The following is a 16,474-nucleotide window of genomic DNA, read 5'->3' on the forward strand; positions in this document are numbered from 1 at the left end:
TATACCTAACGTGTTCTCGCATCGAGCCATAGGAAAACCCTATAGACTCGACACACACAAGGGGGCAATTATTGTTTCTCTATCTTCGCCCAAGTATCGCGCAAGCCTACCGTACGGTTAAACACCAGTTTATCTGCGCTGCTTAAACGATTATCTGCACAGAAATAGCCTTCTCGTTCAAACTGATATGGCTTATCTGTTGCAGCTTCACGCAAGCTCGGCTCAACAAACCCGTGTCGAATAACCAATGATTCTGGGTTAATGACCGATAAGAAATCTTCTTCCGCCGCTGGGTTTGGTACGGTGAATAAACGGTCATATAAACGAATTTCAGCAGGTAGTGCGTGCGCTGCGCTAACCCAATGAATAACGCCTTTCACCTTACGACCATCGGCAGGGTCTTTATTTAGGGTTTGTGGATCATAGGTGCAGTAAATCGTTGTGATGTTCCCTTCTGCATCTTTTTCCACGCGCTCTGCTTTAATAATATAAGCATTACGTAGGCGAACTTCTTTACCTAACACTAAACGTTTGTATTGACGGTTAGCCTCTTCGCGAAAATCTGCGCGATCAATATACAACTCGTTGCTAAACGGCACTTCACGAGTTCCCATCTCAGGTTTATTTGGATGGTTAGGTGCGGTCAAGATCTCTTCGCCTTCTGGCATATTTTCAATGACTAGGCGTACAGGATCGATCACCGCCATCGCACGCGGCGCGTTTTCGTTAAGATCATCACGAATACATGATTCCAGCGACGCCATTTCCACGTTATTATCTTGCTTAGTCACGCCAATACGCTGACAGAATTCGCGAATAGATGCAGCGGTGTAACCACGGCGACGCAAACCCGAAATTGTCGGCATACGCGGGTCATCCCAACCATCAACTAATTTATCTGTCACTAATTGGTTCAACTTACGCTTAGACATGACCGTATATTCAAGGTTTAAGCGTGAAAACTCATATTGACGTGGATGACAGTCAATCGTGATGTTATCAAGCACCCAATCATATAAACGGCGGTTGTCTTGGAATTCCAATGTACACAGTGAATGTGTAATGCCTTCTAATGCATCGGAAATACAATGCGTGAAGTCATACATTGGGTAAATACACCATTTATTACCTGACTGGTGGTGCTCTGCAAATTTAATACGATACAAAACGGGATCACGCATAACGATAAAAGGTGATGCCATATCGATTTTTGCACGTAAGCAAGCTTTACCTTCTTCAAAGCCACCCGCACGCATTTTTTCAAATAGCGCTAAGTTCTCTTCAATACTACGGTCACGATAAGGGCTATTTTTACCCGGCTCTTTTAGAGTGCCACGATATTCACGAATTTGCTCTGGGCTCAGTTCATCCACATACGCTAAGCCTTTGTTGATAAGCTCAATAGCGTATTGATATAGAATATCGAAATAATCAGAAGAGTAGTGAACCTTACCGCTCCATTGGAAACCTAGCCACTGAACGTCTTCTTGAATCGAGTTGACATATTCAACATCTTCTTTGACTGGGTTGGTGTCGTCAAAACGTAAGTTACACTGACCCTGATAATCCTGCGCTATACCAAAATTCAGGCAAATTGATTTTGCATGACCAATGTGTAAATAGCCATTCGGTTCAGGTGGGAAACGTGTATGCACCGAAGTGTGTTTCCCGCTCGCCAGATCTTCATCAATGATCTGACGGATAAAATTTGTTGGGCGAGTCTCTGCCTCATTCATTGTCATCATTCCTCAATGCCAAAAGCGCGTAATAGCAAAATATATTCTACCATAATCTGTCAAGAAACAACCGTTTGATCAACTATGTATTGATTAAACACATATTGCCCTGTATTTCGCACCTGAAACAATGATATTAAAGCAATATATTAGGTTAATAGCATAACACTTAACACAATAAGAAGGAGCAGTGGATAACTTTGAGCATGGCGCTTATCGCTCAAGTATGGCATCAATAAACTGGCAAAACGAATTCCTAGCCATGATGTCACAATCAGAATTAATGCCCCCTTGATATAAACCATCCCAATAAAGCCAGCACCTAATTGAACATGTTCCGTTAACGCAAAATAAAAGTAGGTCAACGTTCCTGTTATCGCCATCGGTAATGTTAGTGGGTTTGCAAACGCAGCAGCTTGGATCATCGTCGCCCCACGACGTCGCATTAGTGGCACCGTCATCACACTCCCCCCCACACCGAGAAATGCAGCAACCGCCCCTATGACTAAACCAATAGGTATATCAGCAAAAACACCGCCGCCTGAAGGCGTTATGCCCTCAGTGTGTGTTTTCATAAACCCGGGTCTTATCAGGCAATCTAAAATCGTAATAACAAGATAGCCAATAAAGAGCCAACGGATCCATTCACTATCAACAGAGAGCGCAATAAAAGCCCCCAAAATACCGCCTAAAGAGATAGGAATAATAAACGGGCGAATAATGCTCCAATTTAAATGACCTTTCCGATAATGCGCCCTACTTGATAGTGAGGCAGAGAAAATCATCACGCAGGTTGAAGTTGCGACGGCAATTTGCATCGCAACTGCACTTGCTTCGCTCTCTGGCCCCCACACCAAGGTAATGAGCGCATAGAGTAGAGGAACCGTAATAAAGCCCCCACCGAAACCAAAAAGTGCCGTCGTGATCCCAGAAATAAAACCAAAAAGACAAAGTAGTAGAGTCACCAATACATCTCCATTCAAGATAACGTTGTTATCTTATTGTGAAGAGCCGTGATTAACTTACGCATAACGGACAATGTGTTTTGAAATTTCGCCAAATTTAAGGGAATAAAAAAGGGAGGCTTACGCCTTAATGTTGATCAGTTAAGAACTAAATAATGGATTGAATGATCCTACAGTTCTGCAAAAATACGTAATCATCCGAAGATTACAGATTTTTTATGTTACTTAGCCAAGCTTTCGAGACTGTTCTGGCTTTCTCGCCAAAAGAATTTACAGCCCTTTCTGACCTCCTTTCCGCAGAACTCATTGACGAATGTCTCTTTTTCGTTCTCTTTCCATGGCTCAACTCGTTTTTCATCTCGATATTGTTTTACCGAGCAACCGACCTTACGTTGCACCAAGTGCCGTTGTTCAGGCTCGGCAACGGTTAGGGGAAGATGCCGTTCGCAAAGTATTTGAAAAAACAAGCCAGCTCTGGCTTGATAAACTGCCATTATCACACTGGAACGGATTAACCTTGATGGCTGTCGATGGCACATTATGGCGGATACCAGATCCCCGCTATGGGTATCTGATGCTGCATGGTTTGCTCAGAGGTGAAGGCCGAGTCCAGAACCGTAAACGTACATATCGCCTCTACATCGAGGAAGGCTTGCAGGTCAGGACGAAGAAGCGCAAGAAGCTAACCCAGTCAAAGCAGCCCATGGAAGTACCAACGGCTCCCAATTAACGTTGGTCTATGGCCTTTGTTTCAGACCAACTCAGCAATGGTCGGTGCTTTCGGGTACTGAATGTCGTGGATGATTATTCGCGGGAAATGGTCGGTCAATTAGTCTCTGTGGCCATCAGTGGCAGGCAGGTCGCCAGATCCTTGGACCAATTGATGGAAGAACGAGGCAAACCCAACAAGGTTACCTGCGATAATGGGACCGAATTTACCAGCAAAGCGATGTTTTTTTGGAGCAAGGAAACCGGTATAACATTGGGCTTTATCCAGCCAGAAAACCCCACGCAAAACGCCTTTGCGGAAAGCCTGAATGGTAAATTCAGGAATAAATGTCTGAACCCTCATGGGTTCAGAACCTTAGACGAAGCCAGATACGAAATCGAGCTATGGCGTGAACACTACAACCATGTTCGCCCATATAGTTCACTGAACGATATGCCGCCTGTTGCGTATGCCAAGCAAGTCACTTCACAAGCTTATTCGCGGTTGGGATATATTTATCAAGAAGGAATTGGCGTAAAGCGTAACCTCGGAATATCAGGACAATATTTTATTCAGGCAAATGTAACGAATACGCTTAATTCATTAAAAGGAAATAAATTTGACTGTGATATTTAAAAAAATTGAGAATTCACAATAATTTGAATACTTCTAAATGTTTTTATGTGAGTCCAAAATCCTCAATGGTTTTAGATTCAGACTCACACTATTCACACTATGGCTTCGTTACATTGGTTTTCTGGTTTATATACATTTCCTTTTCTGAAAGAAAAATCAATACAATAAAATAAATGAATGAAATAACACCGATAACAATCGAAATCCAATTTAATCCAACTAGTGTATAAAAGTAATTAGATACTCTATTCAGTAAGAACATAATGAAACAGATAGCGATAGGATACCGATAGCCAATACTGCGCAATCGCTGGATTTCCAGTAATGAAAAAGTACAATAAGCGAGACCATAAATGATCAGAATAACCAAACCATAGGCAAATGAAATAGAAAACCCCAAATCCAAGTCAATACTTTTTGATAGGGCCTCATGAGTGTATCGATAATTAGCGCTTACAAATAAAGAATTAACCACCTTAATTGATAATGTCAATAAAATTGCAGTTAAAATATAATAACAAAAAAATGAAAGTGACTTTCTTTTAGTATATAAAAATGCGGTACCTATTTTTCCTTCAGTCATAACTTCCTTATAATATTGATTGAGTGTGAAATTTTAAAATTTAGGCCACCCAGTGAATATAAAATCATTACCAACATACAGTGGTGGCTCTGGAGGTGTATTTACTTCAGGTTCATCTGGCGGAAAATCCCCAGAGAGTGGTTCCATTAAACGAATATAAAAATAGTGATAATTTATTCCCTCTGCGCGCTGTATATCGTGGACAAACCAACTATAGAGCTCATTTGAAACAGGAACATATGATATCGGAAATGGCATATTATCATATCCCGCCGTGCCACAGTCGATATAGTATTGTGCCCGACGTTTAGCGGGCCAGTATATTTTATCAAAAATTTCAGGTGGAACAGGGCTAAGCTTTCGTGTTTTGACTTGCCATGCCATTTTTGCTACTTCAGATAACCACCCCCAATCTTTCTTCAATAACGCCATTTTTTCAGAAGCACCGAACGCAGCTTGTCTAGACTTAGCTGAAATATTAAAACCACCTTGATGTGAACCTGCGGATAATAATTCGGCTTTCTCTTGATCCTCTAATTTTCGTAGCTCATTTTTATATTCATAATGCTTCTGGCCTAACCACGCAAAATAACTGTCGAGGTGAGCATTCAAGGCCGTAAATGTCAATTTTTTTAATGGAATGCCTGATTGATAATAATCTACCCATTCTGTTGCCTTTTTTCCTTCCACCTTTTGTTCATATTGGAAATAGAGCCACGTATCAAAATCCATTTCGCGCAATGCATCGAGTTCAGGAAATGGAACTCCAGCATGAAATGCGGCTAAATGCATTTTATTTAAGGCGACTTTAGCGAGTTCTTCATTGGGCTTTTGTTCATTATTTCTTAATCCCCCGCCAATATCCTCACTGCAACCGGGTAATAGCTCTTCCTGATGATGTTCCCCACTTCTGCCCGTTAAATAGAGACAACGCCATTTGCGTTTTTCATGGGCAGCTATCAAATGTAAAGACTTTTTAACTATTGTAGGCAGCGGTGTCATATGGTCAATGTATTTACGCCCTGCAACCATAGTAATTAATGAGTCAATAGCAACTTCCGTTACCTTATTACTTTTTGCCGGAAGTGTTAGTATATTTAATCCATAATCTAATCCGTTATCCTCACTTTCAGGCGTGTCACGAGAGCAATCGAATAGGCCCACAAAAGGAATGTCAACCCAAGCACCACCGTGAACGCCCCCGTAAAAATAGAGACCCGTATCATAATCTTTTTGGCAAATTTGGTTAATTAAAACGCCAATAAAGTATCGCGCTAATGTCGCGCCCATATCAAAGCCAAACACAGAAACTGATATGCGATGAAGTGGAATGTCACCAGTATTTTTCGCTTCTTGGTAAGCCCTTTTTATGACCTCTTTTAAATCATTAATCCGCGTTTCAACACCAGTCACAAAATTATAAGCAATAAACTCGTTATCTCTTAAAAAAGGTGTTCCTCAATGCCTTTTTTGCTTATTTTGGCTGTATAATCGATAAGAGTCTCTCCCATCAATTTCATTTGACCTTTGGGAGACAATAATTCTTCAATATCTTTAACACCACCTTCCCCAAATAAAGAATCAATGCCAATATCTTTAAACGCATCAATCTCAGCACTGATAATTTCATCCAATGCCTCATCTTTAAAATCACTATAGATTTCCGATGCGACTTGACTGGCTTTTTTACCCGCTAGAGCTTGATAAGGAGTCCCTAGACCGGAAATATAATATTTATGGAATATTTCAGTGTCAATTTTATACGCGCTATCCTTAAAAGTCCGAAATAGTTTAGCAATATTACTCATTTTTTCTTTAGGCTGATCTTGATCTATATTTTTTCCAACACCATCAAAAAATAAAGCTATATGTAATGTTTTTGAGCAATTACCTAACTTCCCTTCTCTTTGCTGTTTCGCCCGACTGGTACCCGCTATGATAGCATCTGGGCTAGCTTGTTCCTTCTGATGATAACTTGAATTTTCGCTCATAATTTTATATTCCATATAACCATTTATATTTTATTTTTCAAAAGGTGATTTAAAAATGTAACTGCTCCATTTCAATGAAACTCTATTCTCTGGTAGAAAAAGAACGTGAAGGTTGTTTTCACCTTTTTTTCTTTCTGGTAATAATATTTCAACTTTTCTTTTTTCTGGGCGCATTCCAGCATCATATTGAGAGCCTTTTACGCTTAATGTCCATTTAACTACGGCTATATCACCTTTAATAATTCCGCAGCATGTGACAGCACCGCCACCATAAGCTGAAGCATTTCCTCCGTGAACACCATTTACACTAAATCCAGATATTGGCCTATCTATCTGACTATGAATAATTAATCGAACTTCTTCATCTTCAATAGATGTCTCTGCGCTAGCCGTTGAGTGAAATACGCTCCATATCCCAATCGCTATCACAAAGGGTAACCATAGAAACCATAATGATTTTTCATTATTTCGTTTAATCCACTGCATTAAATAACCGCCTTATTTTTGCGTTGAAATTCTTTTATTGCCTGGGCTAGAGAGTATTTCCCTTGCTGAATATTCTCGTAAAAATTTTAATGGTAGCGCAATTACATTGTTCATGTTAGTTCTCTGGTTATAATAATTCGATTTATCGTTCCCCTTCAAAATAAATGAGTTAATGCATACAGCCTAACGCGCTTTCTTTATCACAATCAAGAATGTTGAATAATTCATCTAATTTATCGACCTTTATTTTATTGCAATCAAAATTATATTCTTTATTAACACTCAAGTCTGTCACTTGTAACCCGCTATTATATTGGCCATCTTCGTAATTTTTATATATTGCGTAACCCATATTGTTATTTGAGTAAGTAACCCTGTAATACTCAGTATTATACCTAGAATAATAATTATATGAGAAGCCCTTACTCTCCAATAATTTAGAAGACTGCTCAATAAAAATAGAATCGTTATTTTTCATTGTTAACTTTAAATTTTCACCAACTAACGCCAAGTTAATTGAGCCATTTTCAGTCGCACATTGAAAGAATATTTTATTATTTGAGAAAGCACTTAAAGGCAGCAACATCATAAGAAACATTTTTTTAAATTTCATGACTATTATCACTTAGTTTTCTACTAAGTCAGTAATATCAAAGCATAATCACCATTAAGTTTAATTGATAAAATGTTGTATTTTTTTATCATCACGGCATTGTTTGATATTAAGCAGATCAAAAGAGTATATCTTTATAATTGTTTTTGATTTATTATCAACCTCTACAGATAAACAGGCACACCTGACACCATAATTACCGTTAGTGTAAATTATTTCTGAAGGGTCAATAGAATTATCAATAATTTTTTCAATTCCTTCCGATTCACGCCCTCCTTGCTGAGATATACTCCACTCAGCATCACGATCGATAAGCCAAAGATTTCCTGGTGTAGGATTATCTAACCAGCCACAACGAATTTCTTGCCCATGTACAGAAAATTGTATAAATAGAAGGAGACATATAAAATAATTTTTTTTCATGCTAATAAGCCATTATTTAGTTTTTCCAAGTAATCCTCTGCAAAGCCTTTTATTTGATCTGCTTGATCTAATCCATTGATACACTTTCTTGCATTATAAAAATCAGTTTTAGACTCATTAATATAATCGGTTATTTTCTTACCTGTAAATTCACCATATTTAAAACCATCAATTAAAATAAACAATGAATACTCTGGATTTAATGCTAAATCTGGTTCATTAACCATGTCGACATTTAGTTTTTGTGAGTATTTCTCATAATTGTATTTCCATGTTATCTGTACATAACCTCTACCATAATATGGGTAATACCTGAATTTTTTCTTTCTATATTCATCACTAACCGTTCTTCCTCCGTAATTTCCTTCTCGTACAGGCTGAAATGCATCCCCCGTCTCTCTTTTTACAGTTGCTAAAATGTATGCTATTTGTGTGTTTAAAGAAATTCCCTGATTTTTACACTCACTAATAATTGCATGGATCGTGCCTTCTTTAGTTGAAAAATCATACTTTTTACTATGGAATGAATCCAAAAACACTAACGGATGCATATGCCACACTTCAGGACCTAATTTTTCTTTAGTCACATCCTGCATCCAAACCATGCTATCAAGGAACTCTTCGCTGTAAGAACGCCATAAGGGAGCCTCTTCACTCAGCATGTTTAGAAAATTTTGCCATACACTATCGTTTTTTTTGTAATACCAATCACTAGGGTGTTTGACAATAGTTTTATTCACGATATGGGAAAACATGGGGTTATGGAAAGCGCGACGGTATTCTTCTGGATTGTAGTGCTCCGTTGCACTGCCTTTGATTTTATTAATTAAACGTTGATAATTATGGGCAATAATCCCTTTTTCAGGGCGTGGTGACACTTTAGCTTCAGCCAAAATAGTATCAAATATCGCACTGATATAAGTGGCTTTGGGTTGAATGTACCCGTTTAAATAATCAAACGTTGTTGTTTCACTGGTTAAGGCCCTAAAGCCTATTTTCTCTAAATCATAACGCGACAGAAAAAGCGCATGTTGGGTAATATTTTGGTATTCCGCTTGTTTTGTTTCATCGGCTTGAATTTCTTCAACACGCTTTATCAGTGAGCCGATTTTATCTTTATCTGTGTCACTGATATCAATCTGTTTGGGAAAATACCCTAGATGCTCAGGTAAAAAATAGTATTTTTGCTGTTGTTTGTCTGTTTCTATTTTTAATTCACTTAATTTATGCAGACTTTCCCATTTTGTTATCCGTTCTGTTTTAACAAATTCATTTTCACCTTTTTTTTTCCCACAACATTAATCCAGGTAAGCATTTTAAATAGTATGGGTCATTAATACCAACGGCGTCAGGATTTTTTAAAAACTGCGGGAGATTGTCATCATGACTAATACATTCAATATGCACTTGATAGCGTGACTCAATCCCCTGCTCTTTGGGTGCTTGATAAAAGCCCATATGACCGATACTGTCCCCCGCTTTAATTGCTATCGGTGTGTTCAAACTGACGACTTTATCAAATTCCATCACATCCTGTGCGGGTGCCAAACGAAAACCCTTCCACCAAGACGGCGTAATATCATTTTCATCATGACGAGCAATGTTGTTGTTATCCACTAAAATCCAGACTTGCTGACGACTGCCTTCATTCGATTTAACGGTAACGAGTCCATACTCTCGTGATTGATTTTTTTTCGTAATGGTTAATTTGGTTTCACTTTTTTCTGGCGACCACTCTACCAGTGAGCCTTTCGCTAACGTAGTTGAACGCGGTGTTTTAGGTTGTTCTCGCCAGACAGCTGGGTAGGCATTAAGAGTATTTTGTAGCTTCCAAACTGGCGTTGTTTCTTCTTTTTGATACGCACTATGAGGCGCTAAGTGCATATACAACGTATAAAATCGCAATCGGCTACGTTCACTATCCCCTAACTGAAGCGTATGACGAACCAGTACAAACGAAGCAGATAATTGAAGTATAAAGTTTTTCCATGGGATTGTTTGATACTCTTTATTGATTCGATAAGCAATAATTTCACCGTCAGCCATACAACGTATCGATTGTTCTCCTGTATAGGCTCCCGCAAACACACTGCGTTCTTCAAACTTTTTAGCACTTAAGGCACACCAAGGGGTCGTCGCATTGGTAATATGGATACCGCTATGCCATATTCCATTACGGCCCAGTAAATAACTCCCCGTTGATTCACCATTGAGATGCGCCATAATGTCATCTAAATTTGAGAATTCTTGACCACGCTCATTTTTAGGAATGGGATACACAATTTTAATTAACTTGGCACCTGTTTTTTCTTCTTTTTTTTCGTCTGCGGGTTGATTGCCAGCGTAGCGATATAATACAAATGGAGTACTCTCATCTCGATACTCTTGGTTTGGATAAAAGCCTCTTTGTTGCACAAAATCAGAAACCCAATGTTTTCCATCAAACATAGCCATGTGTCCATGGATGCTTCTAGCATTTTTTGGGTTTTTAAGCCGCTCAATAATAACAACATCACCTTTTTGCTGACCTAAAACTGAATAACTTATGCCTTCTTTTTGTGCTTCAGCGCCGGGAACAGGGGTAAACCCATTTTCAATTAACCAAGGGCCGTAGTCTTTAGCTGAGTTTATACCTGAATTTTTTATTGATGCCCCTCCATGAATTAGTGCTTTTTTTACATAAGATGCGCATTGGCCAAGGCTGAGGGTTCTGCATTATTCTTGATGTACTCAACTGATTTATTTTGATCCCACATAGCAATTACTTATCCCCCTGATCATATGTATTTATTACTTTATTTATTTTCCATTCATTTTTATCCTTCTTTAGTTCAATAAGAAGGTATCTATTCTCATCTGAACCATCTCCTAAAATAGAGAAAACATAAGCTAGATTTTTATTTTCTGAAATAGGGAACACATTAATATTCTTCTGCCACGATAAAGAATCGTCCTGTGACTTTAAAAAATAGTTAACATCAGTTTCAATCCACGTTCCCTGCCAGTTACAAATAGTATTTCCATTATTCACCTTACATTCTCTGTCTTTTTTACATATTTTTTTTAATTCATCTTTAGATCTATCTGAATCATAATTACAATCAGTCGAATCCGTCAGTTTCATTTCCAACTCTGATGTCATATATTCTTTTTGTAGTTTGAATAGGCTACCACTATTACCTGCTAGATATTTAGAGTAAAACTCAAAAACTGTACTCTCTGGAGACGTACTGCTTTTTCCTTGCACGGTAGAAACAAAGAAAATAGAAATCATTATTATCAATAAGTTGCTGATATGTTTGTTCACATTAATATTCCTATCTTTAATCATGCAATGCACGATTAGACACTAACTTCTGTGTTTCAATATCCGTCACATCGAACTGCAACGTTTCGCATGCGATATCGGCCCCCGAGCCTGGCACCACATAATTTGCGGCTTTGATGATGTAATCGCCTGATGAACCATGTTCAACACCTTGTCCGCTCAGTTTTAGGTATGAGCCGCCGCCGTTAAGGGTTAGCGTGTGGGGTGTTGATATCACAATTTCATCTTCGCTGCTGGTGATAGTGATTTGCTGCTGGGCAAATAAATCCATCGTATTATGTTGAGCACTGATTTCGACAGCACCTTGATTCGCTATCACTTTCACTTCGTCTTTGTGTGCAAATAACCCTAAGGCTTTTTCAACAGCGACGGATAAGTTTTGCATCGCGCCCATATCAAGATGTTGCCCTGCGTTAACCATCGTGTTACCTAAACTATTTAATTGAAGGTGTTCACCGGACGTTAATGCAATCCCTTGCGGCGCACTGGCAAGTAACACGGCAGATTGCAACTGCTGTAAGCGAAAGTCTAAGAGCTCAATTTGCGATTGAATATCAGCTGCGAGTGCACCGGCTTTTTCCGCTGTTTGTGACAACGTTTGCATCTGTTGGTTAGCTTGCTGGATTTGCTGCACGGCTTGGGTCATGTCCAGCACTTCCCCTTGCGCTTTTGGTTGCTCATCTGCACTGATAAATAACCCTTTTCCTGCGCGAATTGCACCGTGTTCGTCAGTACGTAATTCAAACCCTGCTCCGCGCTGTTCTCGCTGTGCATTAACCAAGTGGCCTAGATTAAGTTGAGTTTTGCCATACTCCGTCGCCAGCTTGATATGCTCTTCTTGACGCTTATCTTCCATGCGCAGCTTATTATTGGCAGGCGTACGCAACACATTTCGGGTATGGTTATCTCGTGTCACGTGATCGGGATGTTCAGAGTCATGCTGCGCATAAGCAATATATGGTCGGTCAAGGTCACCACCGTCAAATTGCACCGAAACTTCAGTTCCATCCAGCAGTGGTGCATGCCAACCGTAAGCCTCCCCGGCATAGGGCTTTGCTAAACGTAGCCATAAATAGGCGAAACCGGCCTCAGACGACTCTCTATCAAAATCCAACTTCACACGATAGCGTCCGAATTCATCGAGCCACGCATAGGTATCGCCTTTTTCACTGCTTTCCACTCGTGCGGGCAACGTACCGGCAATGATAGGTCGAGGGAGTAAAGGGGGTCTGAAACAGAAGGTTTCACGGTAGAGTTGCCCGGTAAATTGCACCTGAAGGCTAGAATCCCGAGCGCCACGATGGTGAACATGGGTGATTAACACACCGTCTTTCGCCAGCTGAGGAAAACCTCCGCTCATTTCTAAGACTTGCCCTGGACCCAGTATCGGGCAGATCGATTGCCCAGATACCAAAGATTGGCTATTGAGTAGGCGTTCATGGCGTAGCTGGGCAAAAAAGGCCCCACTCTCTGGGGTATCAATATCACCGACATTCAAGAAAGGTTCCGCGTAGTGGTACACTTCCCCTGTAGTGACTCCTTCAAACCCTGAAATCGCTTCGGTACTGTCCTGTGGTGTTAATGCCTGACGGTAGTTATAATCACGGGTTGCGACGCCCTTACTGACCACCTGATGCGAAATTTGCAATCCCCACACACTATCTTGACCACTGTCACTCATGCCAGACTCATGGCGATAAGGAAGTGAGACCCCAAACTGATAGTGCTCTTGTGCGTCATGGAATATCACTTTATCCAACTCTAATTGAGTGTCCATTTCCATTCGCCAATAGATACCAATTTCGGCGAGAAGCCGTTGAATAAAGGCTAAATCCGTTTCCCGCCACTGCGTAATCAGTTCTCTAACTGGATATTCACGAGAAAGCTGAAACTCAAAGTCGGCACCTTCCAAACCATGACGGCGCAGTACCTTTTCAACCACTTCTGTCACCGATTGATTTAAATACACTTCACTGCGTTTGGTGTACTGAAGTAAGGCAACACGCGGAACTAATATCAAGCTGTACCAAGTTTCATCCGCAGACGTTTTCAAGTGTTTGAATTCACAGATAACTCCATACACCGTTCGTATCGATTGATTAGGAAAACCGGGCAATAATGGCGTTTGATAGGTAAATGTTCCCGACTTCAGTAGCATCTGCTCGGGAGTAATATGCGCATTTATACACGTTAATGTCACTTCATATCGCCAAGGTTGGCTGAGGGCCTCTTCAGACTCAAAGCTGAGTACATCTAAGAAATCAGGACAGTCTTGAACCGTTAAGTGATAACGGGCATGAGAAACTGCGTTCTTCACAGTTTGTGTTAATGCATTGATGACTGAATTAGGCATATTCTATTCCCTCAGAAATGGATAAGAAGTGAAATCGATGGACGAAGCGGTTACATCACAGAAAGCAATTGATTGAGCCATGTTTGACCGCCCCAAGTGATGACGGCAATACCAATAAGCAACAACGCGCTCCAAAACCCGAAAGAGCGTATTAATTTCAGGCTGGATTTTTGCTGATGTTGGATAACTAATGGCAAAGTAGACTCCGGCGGTGAAATCTGTGCAAAGAGTTTATCCATCAATACTTTCTGCTCGGAACTTAGCGTTTCAGTTGTTGCCTCATGGGCGCTAAAACCGAGCATCAAGACGCGGTGAAAACAGGTTAATACGGTATCGTCCGGTTGAGACTGTCCCAACACTGACCGGATACGATCCCATAACGCTTCCCCTGCATCCAGCGATGAAAAATAGCGCGTTTGCAAGGGCGCAACTCGCCAAGCGTAGAATGCTTCCCCCTCTTCATCACCTTGAGCCAATAGTTCCATCGCCGTTTTATCCAATAATGCACATTGCGCGTAAATAATGTGTTCAACATCTTCGGGAGCCAACTTTGTTTGTCCCAATGCACTTTTTACGACCTCAATTTGTTGACAACACGTATCGTAAAGGGACTCTGAATCGTGGTCATACCGACCGTATTTTAGCTGGGTCACCATCAGCCAGGTTTTTGCCATGAGTTTATCGATATCAATGTATTGGCTCATGAGCGTAATACCGCAAACAGTTCTAACTCTAAGAAACCAAATAAAGATGGCACATACAGCATACAGACGCCTTCTTCCAACATTTCACGCATCTCCGGCGCCTCCATATCCAGCGCAAAGTATTGGTTTTCCATGCGCACAGGCAGTGCCGCAGGCACGCGATCAACCGGGGTGAGTGGGATACCATTTAAGGCTTTGCTGTAAAGTGTGTTAACAGTATCGGGCGCACCAATTTTGCATAGCGTTGGGAATTTTTCGGCAATTTCCCACGCCGTTTTATCTGAACGGACAGACAGGTAAAAGTCCGCTTCCTCTCTGAGTCGGAGGTCATGCAATGAAGCTCGCCAAGTTTGTGGATCTGGGCGCGTCATTTCAAGTGCAATCACACGAGACGGCAAGCTGGTTTCTAACAAGGTGCTCAGCAAGTCAAACAACGGTGGAAACGTATTTTCGAGGTCGTCATGGACATAGGCAAGAATGGTCGCGAGATCATGCTCTAACGAAAAGGTTAATAAACTCCCCGCCAAACGGGTCAATTCAGCCCAAATGATTTCAGGGTGGCGCTGTGGGTAGCGTTCATAACTCATGAGGACATTAGCATGGGAGTTTAAGGCGTTTAACAACCAAAATAAGGAAACATCGGCGACGGCAAAATCAGCTAAACGTTCATTGCTCTCACGGCGCATGGACATCAGTCGTTGGCAACGGGAGCGTATTTGGCGATTCAGCAAGGCTAATCGCTCTTATAATTCTCGGCTTGCTGAAAATTGCGTCATGGAGGGGAATAAATGTTCTATCTATTGCCCAGCCACCTTGACCATCACGAGTTAGGCGTGCAATAGGACACGTTTGCCACGCATCATTATTTTCATGCTGAAAACGGACAGCAATATTAAAACGGGCAACTGCCATGGATTCATCATCCTGACCAAACACATCCGGCACATTCACCCACTCTTCCTGATAACGAAGGGAACGTTCAGAAAAGCCCCCTTTTTTCTGAACATTGATGATCCCTTGTTGAAGGAGTGGCAAGGCCAGCACCAGCACAATGCTGTCAGTTTGAGATAACGCGGTGGAATTTAACTCTCGGGGCTCTGGAGTGATATCACTGACTTGGGTATCTATTAACGCCCCATCCGGCAACCATGCCCTTAGTTGATGAACTTGTAAACGACCGGACGACAAAAATGACTCATCCAGTTCAACTTTTCACTCCCCAGTTAAAGGGAGAGAATAAACCGGAAACACCTTGGTTAGTGAAAGCCTCCCATTGCGCTTGCTGTTGAAATTGTTGCGGAGAGAGCAATGCGACTTCATTCCATAATGGGCGGTAAATTTTCATTCGATGATCCTTTTATTTAAGCAAAAGCAATTGGCATTGTGATTCATTTTCCCGAAACAATTCGGCGGCGAGGTGATGTATTCACTCAAATTTGGAAAGTAAAGCATTTCTGATATTTTGATACGCTACCGCCCTTAGCCGTCACCCAAGGCTCATAAGGTTAAAATACGCTAATACTGTCCTGACAAATCAATCCAAATTAATAAAAAATGGCACTTAAAAATAACCCGTGGCCCATCAAATGATGAATGCAATTGATGGACCGCTTGAATCCAAACGTCCATATCCTAAATATAGTGCTCAAATTATAGGAATTAAGGATTAAGTCAGCAATTATTTTTATCAATTTCTCTTATGTAGTCACAAATACGCATAATGAGCATTATTCACTAGCCGAATTAGACATAAAATGTATTGTAAGGTAACAGAATGAAATAATTTGGAGTGAAGACGGACTTAAGAAGCCATGTTGGCGCATTCAAGGCTGTGTTGTATGTTATCAATTAGAAAAGTAATGTAAGGAAATTTAATGGTTGATACCTATTTTATGTGTGAAAAATGTTTCTTTCCGGTTTGTCACTGCGATGCTGACTGTCATGAGT

13 protein-coding genes and 3 pseudogenes are annotated in these 16,474 nt (G+C 40.6%); 2 read left to right on the top strand and 14 right to left on the bottom strand.

Going from position 1 to position 16,474, the window contains the following annotated elements; all coding sequences use genetic code 11:
- Positions 1-68: 68 nt before the first annotated feature.
- Positions 69-1,736 (bottom strand): glutamine--tRNA ligase, encoded by a 1,668-nt coding sequence (glnS, locus tag PR833_RS03640; protein WP_014657755.1) that lies wholly within the window; start codon positions 1,734-1,736, stop codon positions 69-71.
- Between the two features lie 149 nt (positions 1,737-1,885).
- Positions 1,886-2,701 carry a sulfite exporter TauE/SafE family protein gene (locus PR833_RS03645; protein WP_014657754.1) on the bottom strand — a complete coding sequence of 272 codons (816 nt, stop codon included), beginning with the start codon at positions 2,699-2,701 and terminating at the stop codon, positions 1,886-1,888.
- Positions 2,702-2,919: 218 nt separating this feature from the next.
- Here PR833_RS03645 and PR833_RS03650 point away from each other — a divergent pair.
- Both PR833_RS03650 and PR833_RS03655 read left to right on the top strand, forming a co-directional pair.
- Positions 2,920-3,135: pseudogene (locus tag PR833_RS03650) on the top strand (transposase domain-containing protein); the annotation flags it as partial.
- A gap of 122 nt (positions 3,136-3,257) precedes the next feature.
- A pseudogene (locus PR833_RS03655) lies at positions 3,258-3,893 on the top strand (IS3 family transposase); the annotation flags it as partial.
- Between the two features lie 250 nt (positions 3,894-4,143).
- Here PR833_RS03655 and PR833_RS03660 read toward each other — a convergent pair.
- The 12 genes and pseudogenes from PR833_RS03660 to tssK all read right to left on the bottom strand — a co-directional run bounded on the left by PR833_RS03660 (position 4,144) and on the right by tssK (position 15,872).
- Positions 4,144-4,629, bottom strand: a complete 486-nt coding sequence (locus tag PR833_RS03660; RefSeq protein WP_004917717.1) for a hypothetical protein — start codon at positions 4,627-4,629, stop codon at positions 4,144-4,146.
- 33 nt (positions 4,630-4,662) lie between these two features.
- Positions 4,663-6,042 carry a DUF2235 domain-containing protein gene (locus tag PR833_RS03665; protein ID WP_272525885.1) on the bottom strand — a complete coding sequence of 460 codons (1,380 nt, stop codon included), beginning with the start codon at positions 6,040-6,042 and terminating at the stop codon, positions 4,663-4,665.
- 29 nt (positions 6,043-6,071) lie between these two features.
- A complete protein-coding gene (locus PR833_RS03670) occupies positions 6,072-6,620 on the bottom strand; it encodes a DUF2235 domain-containing protein (protein ID WP_272525886.1) in 549 nt (182 codons plus the stop codon).
- 30 nt (positions 6,621-6,650) lie between these two features.
- The gene (locus PR833_RS03675; protein WP_061064311.1) at positions 6,651-7,106 is read right to left on the bottom strand and encodes a DUF3304 domain-containing protein; all 456 of its coding nucleotides are present in this window, start codon (positions 7,104-7,106) and stop codon (positions 6,651-6,653) included.
- 169 nt (positions 7,107-7,275) lie between these two features.
- The gene (locus PR833_RS03680; RefSeq protein WP_004917703.1) at positions 7,276-7,719 is read right to left on the bottom strand and encodes a hypothetical protein; all 444 of its coding nucleotides are present in this window, start codon (positions 7,717-7,719) and stop codon (positions 7,276-7,278) included.
- A 60-nt stretch (positions 7,720-7,779) separates the two neighbouring features.
- Complete coding sequence (locus tag PR833_RS03685; protein WP_272525887.1) at positions 7,780-8,142, bottom strand: DUF4087 domain-containing protein; 363 nt, start codon at positions 8,140-8,142, stop codon at positions 7,780-7,782.
- The gene (locus tag PR833_RS03690) at positions 8,139-9,035 is read right to left on the bottom strand and encodes a glycoside hydrolase family 19 protein (RefSeq protein ID WP_272525888.1); all 897 of its coding nucleotides are present in this window, start codon (positions 9,033-9,035) and stop codon (positions 8,139-8,141) included. The genes PR833_RS03685 and PR833_RS03690 overlap by 4 nt, the downstream gene beginning before the upstream one ends.
- A gap of 382 nt (positions 9,036-9,417) precedes the next feature.
- The gene (locus PR833_RS03695; protein WP_272525889.1) at positions 9,418-10,590 is read right to left on the bottom strand and encodes a hypothetical protein; all 1,173 of its coding nucleotides are present in this window, start codon (positions 10,588-10,590) and stop codon (positions 9,418-9,420) included.
- 313 nt (positions 10,591-10,903) lie between these two features.
- Entirely contained in the window at positions 10,904-11,449 is a 546-nt protein-coding gene (locus PR833_RS03700) for a DUF3828 domain-containing protein (RefSeq protein WP_158514054.1), read from the bottom strand.
- 16 nt (positions 11,450-11,465) lie between these two features.
- The gene (locus PR833_RS03705; RefSeq protein WP_272525890.1) at positions 11,466-13,823 is read right to left on the bottom strand and encodes a type VI secretion system Vgr family protein; all 2,358 of its coding nucleotides are present in this window, start codon (positions 13,821-13,823) and stop codon (positions 11,466-11,468) included.
- A 50-nt stretch (positions 13,824-13,873) separates the two neighbouring features.
- Positions 13,874-14,527, bottom strand: a complete 654-nt coding sequence (gene tssL / locus PR833_RS03710; protein ID WP_014657738.1) for a type VI secretion system protein TssL, short form — start codon at positions 14,525-14,527, stop codon at positions 13,874-13,876.
- Positions 14,524-15,872, bottom strand: a pseudogene (gene tssK / locus PR833_RS03715) (type VI secretion system baseplate subunit TssK). Before tssK ends, tssL begins: the two are co-directional and overlap by 4 nt.
- Positions 15,873-16,474: the final 602 nt, after the last annotated feature.

The sequence above is a fragment of the Providencia sp. PROV189 genome (assembly GCF_028480065.1).
GTDB lineage: Bacteria > Pseudomonadota > Gammaproteobacteria > Enterobacterales > Enterobacteriaceae > Providencia > Providencia stuartii.